The 16,247-nt window shown below is 69.9% G+C and carries 18 protein-coding genes; 13 read left to right on the forward strand and 5 right to left on the reverse strand.

Annotated elements, in window-relative coordinates:
• Positions 1 to 4 precede the first annotated feature (4 nt).
• Positions 5 to 1,048: a hypothetical protein gene (locus FHR82_RS37510; protein WP_184815372.1), complete on the forward strand. Its 1,044-nt coding sequence runs from the start codon at positions 5 to 7 to the stop codon at positions 1,046 to 1,048.
• Here FHR82_RS37510 and FHR82_RS37515 read toward each other — a convergent pair.
• Positions 1,045 to 2,772, reverse strand: a complete 1,728-nt coding sequence (locus FHR82_RS37515; RefSeq protein ID WP_184815373.1) for a bifunctional metallophosphatase/5'-nucleotidase — start codon at positions 2,770 to 2,772, stop codon at positions 1,045 to 1,047. The genes FHR82_RS37510 and FHR82_RS37515 overlap by 4 nt on opposite strands.
• A gap of 265 nt (positions 2,773 to 3,037) precedes the next feature.
• Here FHR82_RS37515 and secY point away from each other — a divergent pair, with 265 nt between their 5' ends.
• From secY to map, 3 genes are read left to right on the forward strand one after another with little or no spacing between them, the layout of a single operon-like run.
• A complete protein-coding gene (gene secY / locus FHR82_RS37520; RefSeq protein WP_184815374.1) occupies positions 3,038 to 4,339 on the forward strand; it encodes a preprotein translocase subunit SecY in 1,302 nt (433 codons plus the stop codon).
• Entirely contained in the window at positions 4,336 to 4,890 is a 555-nt protein-coding gene (locus FHR82_RS37525) for an adenylate kinase (protein WP_184815375.1), read from the forward strand. Before secY ends, FHR82_RS37525 begins: the two co-directional genes overlap by 4 nt.
• Before the next feature lie 41 nt (positions 4,891 to 4,931).
• On the forward strand, positions 4,932 to 5,699 hold the full coding sequence (gene map / locus FHR82_RS37530; protein WP_184815376.1) for a type I methionyl aminopeptidase: 768 nt from the start codon (positions 4,932 to 4,934) through the stop codon (positions 5,697 to 5,699).
• On the opposite strand, the gene FHR82_RS37535 is transcribed toward map, so the two are convergent.
• Positions 5,686 to 6,240 (reverse strand): hypothetical protein, encoded by a 555-nt coding sequence (locus tag FHR82_RS37535; RefSeq protein WP_184815377.1) that lies wholly within the window; start codon positions 6,238 to 6,240, stop codon positions 5,686 to 5,688. The genes map and FHR82_RS37535 overlap by 14 nt on opposite strands.
• 319 nt (positions 6,241 to 6,559) lie before the next feature.
• Here FHR82_RS37535 and infA point away from each other — a divergent pair, with 319 nt between their 5' ends.
• From infA to truA, 9 genes are all read left to right on the forward strand, one after another.
• Positions 6,560 to 6,781, forward strand: coding sequence for a translation initiation factor IF-1 (gene infA / locus FHR82_RS37540; protein WP_005166804.1), 222 nt, complete (start codon positions 6,560 to 6,562; stop codon positions 6,779 to 6,781).
• Positions 6,782 to 6,805: 24 nt separating this feature from the next.
• Positions 6,806 to 6,919, forward strand: a complete 114-nt coding sequence (gene rpmJ / locus FHR82_RS37545; protein ID WP_010148647.1) for a 50S ribosomal protein L36 — start codon at positions 6,806 to 6,808, stop codon at positions 6,917 to 6,919.
• A gap of 147 nt (positions 6,920 to 7,066) precedes the next feature.
• Entirely contained in the window at positions 7,067 to 7,447 is a 381-nt protein-coding gene (gene rpsM / locus FHR82_RS37550) for a 30S ribosomal protein S13 (RefSeq protein WP_184815378.1), read from the forward strand.
• Positions 7,448 to 7,494: 47 nt separating this feature from the next.
• The gene (locus FHR82_RS37555) at positions 7,495 to 7,632 is read left to right on the forward strand and encodes a hypothetical protein (protein ID WP_184815379.1); all 138 of its coding nucleotides are present in this window, start codon (positions 7,495 to 7,497) and stop codon (positions 7,630 to 7,632) included.
• A gap of 18 nt (positions 7,633 to 7,650) precedes the next feature.
• A complete protein-coding gene (gene rpsK, locus FHR82_RS37560) occupies positions 7,651 to 8,058 on the forward strand; it encodes a 30S ribosomal protein S11 (RefSeq protein ID WP_184815380.1) in 408 nt (135 codons plus the stop codon).
• Between the two features lie 17 nt (positions 8,059 to 8,075).
• Positions 8,076 to 8,681 (forward strand): 30S ribosomal protein S4, encoded by a 606-nt coding sequence (gene rpsD, locus FHR82_RS37565; RefSeq protein ID WP_184815381.1) that lies wholly within the window; start codon positions 8,076 to 8,078, stop codon positions 8,679 to 8,681.
• A 96-nt stretch (positions 8,682 to 8,777) separates the two neighbouring features.
• Positions 8,778 to 9,836: a DNA-directed RNA polymerase subunit alpha gene (locus FHR82_RS37570; protein ID WP_184815382.1), complete on the forward strand. Its 1,059-nt coding sequence runs from the start codon at positions 8,778 to 8,780 to the stop codon at positions 9,834 to 9,836.
• Entirely contained in the window at positions 9,836 to 10,549 is a 714-nt protein-coding gene (rplQ, locus tag FHR82_RS46845) for a 50S ribosomal protein L17, sunset domain variant (RefSeq protein WP_184815383.1), read from the forward strand. The genes FHR82_RS37570 and rplQ overlap by 1 nt, the downstream gene beginning before the upstream one ends.
• A 56-nt stretch (positions 10,550 to 10,605) precedes the next feature.
• Positions 10,606 to 11,376, forward strand: a complete 771-nt coding sequence (gene truA, locus FHR82_RS37580) for a tRNA pseudouridine(38-40) synthase TruA (protein ID WP_184815384.1) — start codon at positions 10,606 to 10,608, stop codon at positions 11,374 to 11,376.
• A gap of 386 nt (positions 11,377 to 11,762) precedes the next feature.
• Here truA and FHR82_RS37585 read toward each other — a convergent pair whose 3' ends face one another.
• The 3 genes from FHR82_RS37585 to eccE form a co-directional block, all read right to left on the reverse strand.
• Complete coding sequence (locus tag FHR82_RS37585; RefSeq protein WP_184815385.1) at positions 11,763 to 13,304, reverse strand: S8 family peptidase; 1,542 nt, start codon at positions 13,302 to 13,304, stop codon at positions 11,763 to 11,765.
• 208 nt (positions 13,305 to 13,512) lie between these two features.
• Positions 13,513 to 14,241, reverse strand: a complete 729-nt coding sequence (locus tag FHR82_RS37590; protein WP_184815386.1) for a hypothetical protein — start codon at positions 14,239 to 14,241, stop codon at positions 13,513 to 13,515.
• A gap of 64 nt (positions 14,242 to 14,305) precedes the next feature.
• Positions 14,306 to 15,592, reverse strand: a complete 1,287-nt coding sequence (gene eccE / locus FHR82_RS37595) for a type VII secretion protein EccE (protein WP_184815494.1) — start codon at positions 15,590 to 15,592, stop codon at positions 14,306 to 14,308.
• Positions 15,593 to 16,247: the final 655 nt, after the last annotated feature.

The following is a 16,247-nucleotide window of genomic DNA, read 5'->3' on the forward strand; positions in this document are numbered from 1 at the left end:
AGGCATGACCATGGGGGAACCGCTGCCGGTCTACCCGGCTGCGATGTCCACGCTCGCGCAGCCGACGACAGGTCCGGCGCGCTGGCACGCGACCCGCGTGACGGCGGCGCTGTTGTCGTTCTGCGCGGTGGTGATGGTGATCGTCGGGTCGTTCCTCCCGCTGTACTCGGGCACCCTCAGCTTCGGCGGCGACGACATCGAGGTGACGATCTCCCCGTGGAGCGCCGACGTCCAGGGCCCCACCGCACCCGGCGACGTCCCGACGATCGGCTACCCCCTGGTCTTCGCCGCGATAGTGCTGGCCTGTGCGGCGGCCATCAGCTGGTACGCGGCGACCCCGGCCGCCACCCAGGGCGTCGGGAGAGTGGCCGGCCTGACGACGGCGATCGGCGGCGCGTTCCTCATCGGCACGGTGTGGACCGCGTCCCTGATGGTGATGAACGGCGTGGACAGCGCCCTGCTCCTGGGCACGGTGACCCCGGGCCTGCAGACCGACGCGACCTACCTCGCCGGGTACTGGCTGCTGCTGGTGGCCGCGCTGCTGAGCCTGGGCGCGGCCGTACTGGCCCTGATCCCGGTCCGCACGCCGACGTGGGCCCAGGCCAACCCGGGCGTGGCGACCCCGCCGTACGGCATCGCCCCGGTGGCACTGCCGGTCCAGCAGGCGGGGACGCTCCAGGTGGACCCGCTGACCGGACACCCACTGCACAGTCCCCCCACGGGCAAGGCCTACCCGCCACCCTCGGCGGCCTGGGCGCCGCAACCGCACTGGCAGGCACCTGCGCCGACGGCCGCCCAGCCACCGCGGGCTTCTCCGCCGCCGACCGCCGAGGCACCGGGAACCCAGCCCCAGCAGTCGGCCCCGCAGCCTCCGGCCGCGCCCGCGTCTCCGGCTGCCGCGCCTCCCGCCGCCGCGGAGGCGACGCCGCAGCCCGCCCAACAGGCGCCTGCTGGACCGGAGCCCGTCGAGCCGGTGGCCGCCCGGCCACCCGCCGCCGTCCCGCCGCCGGGCGAGGACCAGGACCCGGCGGCCGGACAGAAGCCCTAGAACACCGGCGCACCTTCCCGGACCAGCCGCCAGTTCGGCACGAAGAACTCCGACTCGTCGATGACCCCGGCGTCCTGCGCGTAGTCGATCAGCGCCTGCCGGATCTCCACCTGCGCGTTGTGGACCACCGGTGCCGCCGACACGTGCGGAAACCCGCCCCAGCCGGACCGCCGGTAGTTGTTGACCGCCACCACGACCTCCTGCGCGGGGTCCAGCGACAGGTTCACGATCCGCGAGCCCACCGGCTTCGAGATGTCGATGTCGTAGGTGACACCGGACAGCACGTCGTAGTTGTAGTCCGGCTTGCCGCCCGCGTTGGTCAGCGTCTGGGGATCGACCGGCGCGCCGGCCGCCGTCTGGGTGAAGTACTTCGCCGAGTACTCGAGGTAGTCCTTCACCTGCGCGCCGGTCATGGTCACGGCTTCGAGGGTGTTGTCGTAGATGTACAGCCCGGCGATGTCACGGATGGTCACCTGCCCGGCCGGGAACACGGCCGTCCGCGAGAACGGCGCCGCGATCGACAGCACCGGCTTCCCGGAGCCGACGGCCTGGGTCACCACGGACGTCTGGACGGCGTTGATGTAGTCCAGGATCGCCGTGTCCTTGTACCGCGACTCGGCCGCCGACAGCTCCGACACCGACTCCGCCACCGGCTGGTTCACGTACGCGACCGTCTTGTCGTGCTGCTCGGCCATGAGCGACACGATCTTCGGGTCCTCCGGCACGGTGTTGGTGTTGAGGGTCGTCGACGACTTCGACGACACCTGCCACGTGCCGCGCGACCACGACAGGGTGAAATCCACGACCGACAGCCGCTGGCCCCACTTGCCCGGTTCGGTCAGCAGCACCTGCTTCCCGGTGGCCTTGTTGGTCACGAACCGTTGCGGCACGTCGTTGTGGGCGTGCCCGAACAGCACGGCGTCGATGCCCGGCACCTCCTCGGCGACCATCGCCGACGCGTTCTCCACCGGGATGTCGCCCTGGTAGGAGGACATGCCGTTGTCACCGGCGTGCGCGGTCACCAGCACCACGTCCGCACCGAGCCCGCGCATCAGCGGCACCCAGAACTTCGCCGACTCGACCAGGTCGGTGAACCGCAGCTTGCCGTCGACGTTCGCCTTGTCCCAGATGGCGATGCCCGGGTTGGTGAGCCCGAGGACGCCGACCCGGACGGGCCGCTTCCCGTGCACCGGCATGGTTTTCATGGTGAACGGCAGGTAGGCGGGGATGCCGGTGCGCGCGTCGACGGCGTTCGCGCCGAGCACCGGGGCCTTCATCTGCCTGATCCATTTCGCCAGCAGCGGAAGGCCGTAGTTGAACTCGTGGTTCCCGAGGGTCACGGCGTCGTACCCGATGGCGTTCATGGCGCGGGCCATGGGATGCGTCGCGCCGGTCTCCGTGATCGGCTCGACCTTCGCGTAGTAGTAGTCCAGTGGCGTGCCCTGGATCGTGTCGCCGGAGTCGAGCAGCATGGTCTTCTCCCGGCCGCGGTCGGCCCGGATCCGGTTCACCAGCGTCGAGACCTTCGCGAGGCCGACGTCGTTGTGAGCGCTGTCGTCGTACTCGGCGTTTTTGAAGTAATCCCAGTTCAGGGCGTTGCCGTGCAGGTCGGACGACTCCATGACGGTGATGGTGACGTCGTGGGTGGACGCGGCCGCCGGGGTCGCCGCGGCCGTGCCCGCGGCGGTGGCGAGAGCGACCGCCATCGCGAGAGGTTTGCGCATGCGTGCATCCCACCCGATGCGAAACCGCACGTCCACGCTCCGAAAGGACTAGGCCGAACGGATGCGCCGGATTCCTTAACGGCCAGGGGGTGCAGGAGCCCTCCGGGGTCCTGTTAAAGTCGGGAGCACGCTTCGGGTGGAGTGCCCCCCGAAGCGTTCCTGGCTTGCCAGCACCTGGCAGCCGGGTGAGTGTGTTCCGGCCGGTAACCAACCGGCAAAGCCGATCGCCGGCGAGAAGCGCCGGCGACGCCGAGGAGGTCCTTGCGTGCTCAGCGCCTTCCGCTCGGCTCTCGCGACGCCGGATCTGCGCCGCAAGATCCTTTTCACCCTGATGATCATTGGGGTCTATCGGGTCGGCGCAATGCTGCCCTCCCCGGGTGTGTCGTACCCGAACGTGCAGAAATGCATCGCCGATGTCGACAACCAGAGCATCTACCAGCTGCTGAACCTGTTCAGCGGCGGTGCGCTCCTGCAGTTGTCGGTGTTCGCGCTCGGGATCATGCCCTACATCACGGCGAGCATCATCATCCAGCTGCTGACCGTGGTCATTCCGCGGTTCGAGCAGCTGAAGAAGGAAGGCCAGTCCGGCCAGGGCAAGCTCACCCAGTACACGCGCTACCTGACCATCGGTCTCGCGGTCCTGCAGGCCACCGGCATCATCGCCATGGCCAACCGGGGCGGCCTGTTCGGTGACTGCCAGGACCCGATCATCCCGCAGAACGGCGTGTTCGACCTCGCCATCATCGTCCTGACGATGACCGCGGGCACCGCCGTGATCATGTGGTTCGGCGAGCTCATCACCGAGCGCGGCATCGGCAACGGCATGTCCCTGCTGATGTTCGTCAACATCGCGGCGCGCATCCCGGCCGAGGGTGGCAACATCCTCGAGAACAACGGCCCGCTGGTCTTCACCATCGTGTGCCTGTTCGGCCTCGCGATCATCGTCGGTGTGGTGTTCCTCGAGCAGGGGCAGCGCCGCATCCCGGTGCAGTACGCGAAGCGCATGGTCGGCCGTCGCATGTACGGCGGTACCTCGACCTACCTGCCGATGAAGGTCAACCAGGCAGGCGTCATCCCGATCATCTTCGCGTCCTCGCTGCTGTACCTGCCCGACCTGATCACCAGGCTCGCGGGCAACAGCAACAACTGGTGGACCCGGTTCGTCTCCGAGCACCTCACGAAGCAGTCCGACTGGGTGCACATCCTGGTCTACTTCGCGATGATCATCTTCTTCACGTACTTCTACATCAGCATCCAGTTCAACCCGAACGAGCGTGCTGACGACATGAAGAAGTACGGCGGCTTCATCCCCGGCATTCGCCCTGGTCGGCCGACCGCCGAGTACCTGCAGTTCGTGCTGAGCAGGATCACCCTCCCCGGGTCGATCTACCTCGGCATCATCGCGGTGTTGCCCAACTTCTTCCTGGACATCACCGGTGACGGCCAGAACCAGAACTTCCCCTTCGGTGGTACAGCTGTTTTGATCATGGTTGGCGTCGGCCTTGACACCGTCAAGCAGATCGAAAGCCAGCTCATGCAACGCAACTACGAAGGGTTCCTCAAGTGACACGACTCGTTCTCGTCGGTCCGCCGGGTGCGGGCAAAGGCACTCAGGCGACCGCGCTGAGCGAGAAGCTGAGCATTCCGCACATCTCCACCGGCGACCTGTTCCGCAAGAACATCGCCGAGGAGACCGAGCTCGGCAAGCAGGTCAAGCACATCCTCGACAGCGGTGGCCTCGTCCCGGACGAGGTCACCAACCAGATGCTGATCGAGCGGCTCGAGCACCCCGACACGGCGAACGGCTTTCTGCTGGACGGTTTCCCGCGCAACATCGGGCAGGCCGAGGTCCTGTCGAAGGAGCTCGCGGAGTCCGACCAGAAGCTCGACGCGGTCGTACAGCTCGTGGTCGACGAGGAGGTCGTCGTGAAGAGGCTGCTCACCCGCGGCCGCAGCGACGACAACGAGGACGTCATCCGCCACCGGCAGCACGTGTACCGGTCGGAGACCGCGCCGCTCCTCGACTACTACCGGGACGTGCTGATCACCGTCGACGGCGTCGGCGCGGTCGACGAGATCACCGACCGGGTGCTTGCCGCGCTGCGCGACCGGACGTGACCGGTGGCCTGTTCGGCACGTTGCTCCGGCGGCGTGACAGCATGATCGAGCTGAAGACCCCAGCCGAGCTGGAGGCGATGCGCGCGGCCGGCCTGGTGGTGGCGAAGGCGCTCGCGGCGGTCACGGCCGCCGTCCGCCCCGGTGTCAGCACGGGGGAGCTGGACGAGGTGGCGTTCCAGGTGATCCGCGACGCCGGGGCCGTTCCGTCGTTCCTCGGCTACCACGACTACCCGGCCACGATCTGCGCGTCGGTGAACCACCAGATCGTCCACGGCATCCCGTCGACCGACCAGGTCCTGGCAGAGGGCGACCTGATCTCGGTGGACTGCGGCGCCATCCTCGACGGCTGGCACGGCGACTCGGCCGTGACGCTGCCGGTGGGCACGATCTCGGCGGCCGACCAGGCGCTGTCCGACGCGACCAGGGCGTCGATGGAGGCCGGCATCAAGGCGGTCCGCCCGGACGGCAGGCTCACCGACATCTCACACGCCATCGAGGAGTCGGTCCACCGGTCCGAACGCGCGTCCGGCACGACGTACGGCATCGTCCGCGAGTACGGCGGCCACGGCATCGGGCGGGCCATGCACATGGAGCCGTTCCTGCCGAACTACGGCAAGCCGGGCAAGGGCCCCCGCCTCCGGGCCGGCATGGCGATCGCCATCGAACCGATGCTGACCATCGGCGGCGAGCAGACCCAGGAGCTCGACGACGGCTGGACCGTGGTCACCGCCGACGGCTCCAGGGCGGCCCACTGGGAACACACGGTGGCCATCACCGAAGACGGCCCGTGGGTGCTCACCGCGCCGTAGCGGCACGGCGGGCGCGCTTGGCGGCCATGCCCCGGCCGATCGCAGGCAGGCACCACAGCACCGTCAGCAGGATGAACGGGACGAGGAACACCAGCGCGTACAAGCTGTCCGAGCCGCCGTCCACCACGCCGTAGACGACCACGCCCATGGGGCCGAGCGTCAGGAATACGGTGAGGACGCGGGCCCACCGCAGGCCGAAGCCCGCGAGCAACGCCATGACTCCCAGCAGGGCGACCGCGACCAGCGTCGCGGTCACGATGACGATGTCGGCCTCCGCGCTGGCGATGGCCTCCTTCCCGCCCTTCAGCCCCTTGCCGTCGCCGGAACCGCGGCCGGCCATGCCGTCGAACTGCTCCAGGAACTCCTTCTTGCGGTACATCTCCTGCACCCAGAACATGGAGGCCACGGTCAGCAGCGCGGAGAGCACCACGGTGACCCACTTGACCACCGTCAGTGTCCGGGTCGACCGCGGCGGCACAGGTCCGTAGCCGTAGCCGTACGGTCCGGGCGCGGCAGGCGCCCACTGCTGTGGCTGGTGCATTCGGTCAGGCTAGGTAGCCCAGCCGGGTGGCTGGGTCAGGCGATCGCCTGACATCGGGCCGCCGGAGATGACAGAGGGTGAGAAAACGTCACCCCAGGGGGTCAAGTGGGCGGGTTACCATGGCGGGTAGGCCTCGTCTTCACGTGTACATAACCCCCTGAGTGCCGCTCCGTCAACAGCACGCGTACACTAGATCGGTGGCGCACTCGTTGCGCCGTCTCCGTCGTGCGTGTGAGCAGTTGGATACATGCGCGGCGGGCTGCGTAAATCAGGACACGTAGACCAAGACGCGTAGACCAAGAAACGAAACGCGGAGGACATGGGCAAGAAGGACGGGGCCATCGAGGTCGAAGGCCGTGTGGTGGAGCCGCTCCCCAACGCGATGTTCCGTGTCGAGTTGGAGAACGGACACAAGGTCCTTGCACACATCAGCGGCAAGATGCGGCAGCACTACATCCGCATCCTGCCCGAGGACCGAGTGGTCGTGGAGCTGTCGCCCTACGACCTGTCCCGCGGCCGAATCGTCTACCGCTACAAGTAGAGCCACCGATAGAGAGACAGGGACGTGAAGGTCCAGCCGAGCGTCAAGAAGATCTGTGACAAGTGCAAGGTGATCCGCCGTCACGGCCGGGTCATGGTGATCTGCGAGAACCTGCGCCACAAACAGCGTCAGGGCTGATCACAGCACAACACAAGAGGCCCTCCCCACACCTGCCGAGCCACACGGGCTCGGTTCACCTCCGGACCAGGCCGGAGCCCGTCTGAGCACCGCTCAGGCACACGGGGCGGTAGGGGAGCAGACCTGGAAGAACCTTCAAGAGGAGATATGGCACGCGTTGCTGGCGTCGACCTCCCCCGCGAAAAGCGGATGGAGATCGCGCTGACCTATATCTACGGCATCGGCCGTACCCGCTCCAAGGAGCTGCTGACCGCGACGGGCATCAGCCCGGACCTGCGGGCCAAGGACCTGTCCGACGAGGACGTGGTCAAGCTTCGTGAGCACATCGAGACCAACTTCAAGGTCGAGGGTGACCTCCGCCGCGAGGTGAACGCGGACATTCGCCGGAAGATCGAGATCGGCTGCTACGAGGGCCTTCGCTGGCGCCGCGGGCTGCCTGTCCGAGGCCAGCGCACGAAGACGAACGCTCGCACCCGCAAGGGCCCCAAGAAGACGGTCGCCGGCAAGAAGAAGGCTGGGAAGAAGTGAGCACGGTCGTATCGGTCGTCCCGCAGCGGCGACGCAACCGTCAGTTCGTGGCACTGCAGGTGGCCCCCAAGGCCCGCCCGCAGGCACTTCGCGACCTGTACCGGGATTACGGCACGGTCATCCGTCACGCGGACCGCGACTCGTCCACCGAGTCCGAGTCCGCCACCACCCAGACTTCGCGCTAACAGGAGCTCCCGAAAGACATGCCACCCAAGTCCCGTCAGGGCGCCGGGGTCAAGAAGGTCCGGCGCAAGGAAAAGAAGAACGTCGCTCACGGCCACGCGCACATCAAGAGCACGTTCAACAACACCATCGTCTCCATCACGGACCCGAGCGGCAACGTGATCAGCTGGGCGTCCAGCGGCCACGTCGGCTTCAAGGGCTCGCGCAAGTCCACCCCGTTCGCCGCTCAGATGGCCGCCGAGAACGCGGCCCGCAAGGCGGCCGAGCACGGCATGCGCAAGGTCGACGTCTTCGTGAAGGGCCCCGGCTCCGGCCGGGAGACCGCGATCCGCTCGCTGCAGGCGGCGGGCCTCGAGGTCGGCACCATCCAGGACGTCACGCCGCAGCCGCACAACGGGTGCCGCCCGCCCAAGCGGCGCCGGGTTTGAGGGGGGACTGAGAAAAAATGGCTCGTTATACCGGACCTGTCACCCGCAAGTCCCGCCGCTTCAAGGTCGACCTGGTCGGCGGCGACCGCTCGTTCGAGCGTCGTCCGTACCCGCCCGGTCAGCACGGCCGCGGCCGCATCAAGGAGAGCGAGTACCTGCTTCAGCTTCAGGAGAAGCAGAAGGCTCGCTACACGTACGGCGTGCTGGAGCGTCAGTTCCGCCGCTACTACGAGCAGGCCGCGCGCACCAAGGGCAAGACCGGTGAGGCACTGCTGCAGCTCCTCGAGGCCCGCCTCGACAACGTGGTGTACCGCGCGGGCCTCGCCCGCACGCGCCGCCAGGCCCGGCAGCTCGTGTCGCACGGTCACTTCATCGTGAACGGCAAGAAGGTCAACGTCCCGAGCTTCCAGGTGTCGAAGTTCGACATCATCGACGTGAAGCAGAAGTCGCTGGGCACGCTGCCGTTCGTGGCCGCCAAGGAGTCCTTCGGCGACCGGCCCATCCCGGGCTGGCTGCAGGTCGTGCCGAACACGCTCCGCATCCTCGTGCACCAGCTGCCCGAGCGCGCACAGATCGATGTGCCCGTGCAGGAGCAGCTGATCGTCGAGTTCTACTCGAAGTGATCCATGCCTGGCGGTGGCCCGTTCCCGGGCCGCCGCCGGGTTCATCTCCGGTGGGCGTCAAATAGCGGTCGCCCCTGAGGTAAAGGAAACAAGAAAGTGCTGATTTCTCAGCGGCCCTCGCTCGGCGAGGAGCCGGTCAACGAGACGCGCTCCCGGTTCACCATCGAGCCGCTGGAGCCGGGTTTCGGCTACACGCTGGGCAACTCGCTGCGGCGGACCCTGCTGTCGTCGATCCCGGGTGCGTCCGTCACGAGCATCCGCATCGACGGTGTGCTGCACGAGTTCACCACCGTGCCGGGCGTGAAGGAAGACGTCACCGACATCATCCTGAACCTCAAGGAGCTCGTCGTCAGCTCCGAGGAGGACGAGCCGGTCACGATGTACCTGCGCAAGCAGGGCCCGGGTGAGGTCACCGCGGGCGACATCGTGCCGCCGGCCGGTGTCACCGTGCACAACCCCGATCTCCACATCGCCACGCTGAACGGCAAGGGCAAGCTGGAGATCGAGCTCGTCGTCGAGCGCGGCCGCGGTTACGTGCCCGCGGTGCAGAACAAGCAGGCTGGCGCCGAGATCGGCCGCATCCCGGTCGACTCGATCTACTCGCCGGTGCTGCGGGTCACCTACAAGGTCGAGGCGACGCGTGTCGAGCAGCGCACCGACTTCGACCGGCTGATCCTCGACGTCGAGACGAAGCCGTCGATCACCCCGCGGGACGCCGTCGCGTCGGCCGGCAAGACGCTGGTCGAGCTGTTCGGTCTCGCCCGCGAGCTGAACGTGGACGCCGAGGGGATCGAGATCGGTCCGTCGCCGCAGGAGGCGGACACCATCGCCGCCTACGCGATGCCGATCGAGGACCTCGACCTCACCGTGCGTTCGTACAACTGCCTCAAGCGCGAGGGCATCCACACCGTGGGTGAGCTCGTCTCGCGCAGCGAGGCCGATCTGCTGGACATCCGCAACTTCGGCGCGAAGTCGATCGACGAGGTCAAGATGAAGCTCGTCGGTCTCGGCCTGGCACTGAAGGACAGCCCGCCCGGGTTCGACCCGACCACCGCCGCCTCGGACTACTCGAGCGAGGGCTGGTCGGACAGCGGCGTTGGCGCGGACACCGGCAGTGACGATGGCCAGGACTACGCGGAGACGGAGCAGCTGTAATGCCCACGCCAACCAAGGGCGCCCGCCTGGGCGGCTCGCCGGCCCACGAGCGGCTGATGCTGGCAAACCTCGCCACATCGCTGTTCCAGCACGGCCGGATCACCACCACCCAGGCCAAGGCCAAGAAGCTGCGGCCGTACGCGGAGCGCCTGATCACCAAGGCGAAGGTGGGTGACCTCCACAACCGCCGCATGATCATGAAGGTGATCCGCGACCAGGAGGTCGTGCACCGTCTCGTCACGGAGATCGGCCCGTTCTTCGCGGACCGCAACGGCGGCTACACCCGCATCCTGAAGACGATCCCGCGCAAGGGCGACAACGCCCCCATGGCGATCATCGAACTGGTGCAGGAGAAGACCGTCACCGCGGAGGCCGAGGCCGCGCGCAAGACGAAGTTCGCCAAGGACGAGAAGCCCGCCGCGACCGAGGCCCCCGCCGAGGACACGGCTGCTGCCGAGGCCCCGGCGGACGTCGAAGTCGAGGAGAGCACGTCGGACGACGAGCACCCCTACGGCGCGGGCAGCCGCGCCGCGCTGGAGGACGGTTCGCAGCCCGAGGGCTTCCCGATCAAGGGCAACGCCGACTCGATGCTGTACCACGAGCCGGACACGCAGTACTACGACCGGACCGTCGCCGAGGTGTGGTTCGCCACCGCCGAGGACGCGGAGGCCGCGGGCTTCAGCAAGCCCACGTCGCAGGAAGACGAGTCCTGACCGGTTTCGCTCCGCACGAGCCCGTCACCCCCAGGGGTGGCGGGCTCGTCCGGTTCATGCTCGGCATCGCCTACGACGGCACGGATTTCTCCGGCTGGGCGCGGCAGCCCGGCCGCCGCACGGTGTGCGGGGTCATCGAGGACACCCTGTCGATGGTCCTGCGCCACGACGTCCGCCTGACGGTCGCGGGCCGCACCGACGCCGGTGTGCACGCGTCGGGCCAGGTGGCGCACACGGACGTGCCCGCGGTGCCGGATCTGAACCGCCTGGCCCGCGCGCTGCCCTCGGACGTCCGCGTCCACTCGATCTCCGTGGCACCGCCGGGCTTCGACGCCCGCTTCTCCGCGGTGCGCAGGCACTACCGCTACCGGCTGTGCGACCGCCAGTGGTCCGCGGACCCGTTGCGCCGCAACGACACGGTGACGTGGCCGCGCCTGCTGGACGTGCCCGCGATGAACGAGGCGTCGGCGCGTCTGGTCGGCCTGAACGACTTCGTGGCCTTCTGCCGCCGCCGCGAAGGCGCGACCACCATCCGCGACCTGCAGCGCCTGTCATGGACACGCGACGGCGACGTGGTGACGGCGCACGTGTCCGCGGACGCGTTCTGCCACTCGATGGTGCGCAGCCTCGTCGGTGCGCTGCTGGCGGTGGGCGAGGGCCGCAAGGCCGCGGAGTGGCCGGGTTCGCTGCTGACGGCGGGAACCCGCCCGAGCACGATCACGGTCGCGCCCGCGCACGGCCTGACGCTGACAGGTGTCGACTACCCGCCGCCGGACCAGCTGGCCGCCCGCGCGGAGCAGACCCGCAACATCCGCGAACACCTCTGAGGCCGGCCGTCGCGGTCGGGTGACACTCCAGCGGAACCCGCGCTGCGCCGCTGCGACACGGCTCAGGGAACGCAACCACCGCCTCGGCGGCCACCTGCCGACGCCACGTTGGCTCGCCGGGCCCGCGCTCGCCCGCCGCGCGCCTGTCCGGCGCCCCGGCTGGCCTCCGGCCCCCTCGAACCACGCTACGGCACGGCACCGACAGCAACGGGTCGCTGAGCCCCGCCCTGTGGACAACCAGCCCACCTGTGGACAACCGCCCTCGGAGCCGACGGGAGTGTCGGTGGTCCGTGCGAGGCTTGAACCGGGGGCCGGAGGCCAGAGGCCACACGTGGAACGGCGCTCCCCACCACGAACGGGCGGGGAGCGCCGGAACAACTGCCAGGTCAGACGTCCAGCGTCCAACCCGTCAGCGCGCCTGTGTCAGCGCCGTACAGGTCCTGCACGCGCAGCGTCCACACGCCGTTCGCCGCCTTCGCGGACGCGTCGACCGTGAAGGTCTGGTTCACGTTGTCGGCGCCGTCGAACGCGTTGGCGTCCTTCAGGCGGTAGGCGGTGCCGTCCGGCGCCACCAGGTCGACGACCAGGTCACCGCGGTAGGTGTGGGTGATCTGCACGTTCGCGGCGGCCGTGGCCGACGCGTTGCCATCGCAGCCGGTGATCTCGATGGCGCTCGTCACCGCGGCGCCCGCGTCCGGGATCGTGACGCGGGTGGCGTTGCTCGCGGCAGCGCAGCCCGTCGGCGGCTCGGGGTCGGTGCCGCCCGCCCCGGTGTGCAGAAGCACGTTCGGCGAGCCGGCGCCCGCGTCCGTGATCTTGTCCGGGGTGCCCGCGGCGACCAGGGCGTCGCGCACCGCTGCGGGGGCGGCGTCGGGGTGGTCGGCCAGGTACAGCGCGGCCGCGCCCGCCACGTGCGGGGTCGCCATCGAGGTGCCGCTGATCGTGCTGGTGCCGCCGTCGAGCCACGCGGACGTGATGTCCTGGCCCGGCGCGTAGATGTCGGTGCAGGTGCCGATGTTCGAGAACGACGCACGTGCGTCGGTGTCGGTCGACGCGTTCACGGTGATCGCCTCGGGCACCCGGGCCGGGGAGTAGTCGCACGCGTCGGCGCCGTAGGAGTTGCCGGACGCGATCGCGTACGTGACGCCAGAGGCGATCGAGCGCTGCACGGCCTCGTCGATCGCGGCGTCGACGCCGCCGCCGAGGCTCATGTTGGCCACGGCAGGCTTGGCCGCGTTCTCGGTCACCCAGTCGATGCCCGCGACGACCTGCGCGGTGGTGCCGGAGCCGTTGCAGTCCAGCACCCGCACACCGACGAGGCTGACCTCCTTGGCCAGACCGTGGGCGGTGCCGCCGACGGTGCCACCCACGTGCGTGCCGTGGCCGTGGCAGTCCTCCGCGGTGTCACCGTCGACCGCGTCGAAGCCGGAGGTCGCGCGGCCGCCGAAGTCGGGGTGGTCGAAGTCCAACCCGGTGTCGATGATGTACGCGTGCACGTTCGACGCGGTCGTCGAGGCCGTGTAGCTGCCGTCCAGCGGCAGGTCGCGCTGGTCGACCCGGTCGATGCCCCACGACGCGACGTCGGTGATCCGGACCGTCTGGTTCTGCTGCACGAACGACACGCTCGGGTCGGCGGCGAGCTCCTGCGCCTGCTGCTCGCTCATCGACGCCGCGAACCCGTTCAGCGCCTGGTACAGGTGCGTGACCTGCCCGCCGAGCGTGGCGGCGACGGACGCCGCCGCCGTGCCGTCCTCGTAGACGACGATGTAGCTGCCCTCGACCGCGGTGGCCGAGTCGGCACCGAGGATCCTCACCCCGGGTTCGGCGGCCGCCGGAGCGGCAGCCACGACGGCGAGCCCGACCGCCGCCGCGGTGGCGGCACCACCCGCCACCAGCCGCCTCATCGAGGCAGCACGAGACCTACTCATGTGTGTTTCTCCTTGTCGCAGGGCACGTGCGGCCTCAGCCCTCGATGAGGTCCCGCCCGTGTGTTCAAGGTCAACATTCGCTGGAAATGATCACTCGAACAAGAAACGCAAGTAGGTACTTTTGAACAACCGACCACGCTGTGGGAAGAGGTTCGGCTGAACGGTCCTGGAAGTTGGCCCGGGTGCCGCGTCCCGGCCGGGCCGTTCCTCAGTCGCCGCGCCGGACCGGGCCCAGGATCTGCTGTTCCTTGGTGTTGGTGATCAGCTTCATCCGCTTCCACAGCATGTGCCCGAGCGCGACGACCTCGTCGTCGGCGAGCGTGGTCAGCTCGTGCACCATCGGCGGCGGCAGCCGCCACACGCGTGCCGCGAGCTGGGCCTGACCGACCGGCAACCGCTGCAGCAGCACCAGGTCTGCCGCGTTCGCGGTCGCCCCGGCCTGCGGGTGCATGTACGGCAGCACGTAGACCGTGGTCTGCCACGGTGACCGCGGCGGGAACAGTTCCTGCGGGGTCGGGCCGCCGTCGTGCACGACGAGCAGCGGGCCGTCCTCCGAAGGACGGGGCAGCTCGACCGGCGAGAGGCGCCGGATCTGCACGAGCGGCGCGGGCCGCCCGTCCGGTCCGGTGCCCGCGGCCTTCTGCAGCACCTGCCACGAGGCGGGCCGCCCGGTGGCGACGACCACCCACGCGCCGACCGCCATGGCACGCAGCGCCACCTGCCGCGCCAGGTACAGCCCGCCGACCAGCACGAGGCGGGTCGGCGCGGGCCGCAGCGCGGAGATCGTCATCGGCTCGCCCTGCAGCGACGAGCCGAGCATCATGCCGCCCCGGTCACCGGTCGGGCTGATCGCGTCGAGCATCGTGGGCGACATCAGGAACTCCTGCGTCAGCCCGTTGCCGGTCTGGATGTCGAGGAGCCTCGACGATTCACTCATGACGCCCCCTCGCAGGCGCCGGGGCGTGCCGGTGCCTCATGGTTCGCTCCGCAAGCTCCGCTCACTACGCCCGGCCTCCCAACGGCAGCGTCGCGGCGAGCCCAGCGACCTGCAGCCCGCGCAGCGGGGTCAGGGTGATGCCGAGCCGGTCGGAGATCGTGGTCAGCCGCTCGTCGGCGTACTCCAGCTCACCGGGTGTGCGGGCGCTGACCCGCACCAGCCCGCGGATGCCGACCTGGTCCTCCTCGGCGCCGGGCGAGATCGACACGGCCACCGTCGACGACAGTGCGCGCACGCCGGTCAGCGCGTTCAGGCTGGTGGCGGGCTTGCCGCGGGACCAGCCGGTGATGGCGTAGCTCGCGTGGCCGATGCCGGCGACCGTGACACCGGTCCACCGCTCGGTGAGCCGCGCCCTCGGTGTCTGCGGTTGCTGCGGTACCGGGCCACCCGCCTGCGTCGGCGGCGCCACGTGCAGCGCACCGGTCAGCTCCGAGGCGGAGATACCGGCCTTGAGCAGCTCGTCCGGGTCGAGCGGACGGGTCGGCACACCACGCGACTCGAGTGCGTTGCGCACGCGGGAGAGTGCACCGATCAGCGCGCGGTGCGCACCGAGCACGCCGCCACCACGCTCGCGGACCGCCGCGGGGCAGCGGCGCGGGTCCAGCCGCACGGCGACCCACGTGGTGCGGCGCGCGGCCGCGGGCAGCGGGCCGAGCAGCTCCATGTAGGAGGCCAGGGCGGGGGAGTTCGGCGGCAGCGCGGCGCTGCCCGGGTAGCAGTGCCAGATGACCTGGATGGCGTCCAGCACCACACCGCGGTCCTCGAGGCAGGGCGCGAGCGCGCCGAGCGGCAGGTTCGGTGCGCCGCCGAGTTGCGTGACCAGGCCCGGTGCCGGGTCGACGAGCAGGACCGCGGTCCACGTGCCGTCGTGCCACGCGAGGCCGAGCGGCCTGCGCTCGTGGTCGGTGCCGTGCGCGACGACCAGGTCCGGCACGGCGAGCCGCAGCAGGCTGACGCGCGGGTCGTCGGGGCCGGTGACCGGCGTGGCGTCGGAGTCCGCGATGCCTTCGATGCCCTCGATGCTGACCGGCTTGGTCGGCTTGGACAGCCGCGCGTGCGAGCGCATCGCGTACCGCATCGTCAGGCCGATCCACTGCGTGAACCAGCGGCCGCGCCAGCGGATGGCGGCGACCAGCAGCCCGATGACCGCGATGCCCATGGAGACGTAGACCAGGTCGATGTCGATCGCGAGCAGGACCAGCCCGATCGCGACGGCGACCTCGAGCACGACCAGGTTGCCGACGGGCAGCGCGCCGAGGCTCGAGCCCCGCGTGCGCCGCCGTGCCGACATCGGCGGCCGCGGCGGGCCTGCCGGGGGCCGTGCCCCGGACCCGCCGCCGTTGCCACCCGGGCCGCCGGGACCACCGGGTCCGCCACCCGAGCCGCCGCCGGAACCACCAGGGCCACCTGGCCCACCGGGACCGCCGGGGCCACCAGGACCGGGAGCGGCGGGCCTGCCAGGGGCGCTGCCCTGACCGCCGCGACCGCCAGGTCCACCAGGCCCGGCGGGCACGCCAGGACCACCAGGACCACCAGGACCGCCGGGCACGCCAGGACCGCCGGGCACGCCAGGACCGCCGGGCACGCCAGGACCACCGGGCACGCCAGGACCACCGGGCACGCCGGGTCCGGCCGGGCGACCAGGTGCCGCGGGCCGCGCGGGCATGCCGCCGGGCGGCGTGCCACGGCCGGGCGTGGCGCCCGGCGCAGCGGGTGCGCCGGGCATGGCCGGTCGTGCGGGGGCACCTTGTCCTCCGTGCCGACCAGCGGGGGCCCCGGACCCCGGCGGTCTCGGCGGCTGGGCCGGAGGAGGCGTTCCGCCGTTCCCGCGCCGTGGAGGAGTGCTCACCGACATCCGCTCGATCTTTCCCCTCGTCCCTGTGTGCCCACCGGACCGTGATTCTGCCGTTGGTCCGGAACCGCCGTGCAACCGACGCCGGTAGGGC

Origin of the sequence: Actinophytocola algeriensis, from assembly GCF_014203735.1 — a bacterium.
Classification (GTDB): Bacteria; Actinomycetota; Actinomycetes; order Mycobacteriales; family Pseudonocardiaceae; genus Actinophytocola; species Actinophytocola algeriensis.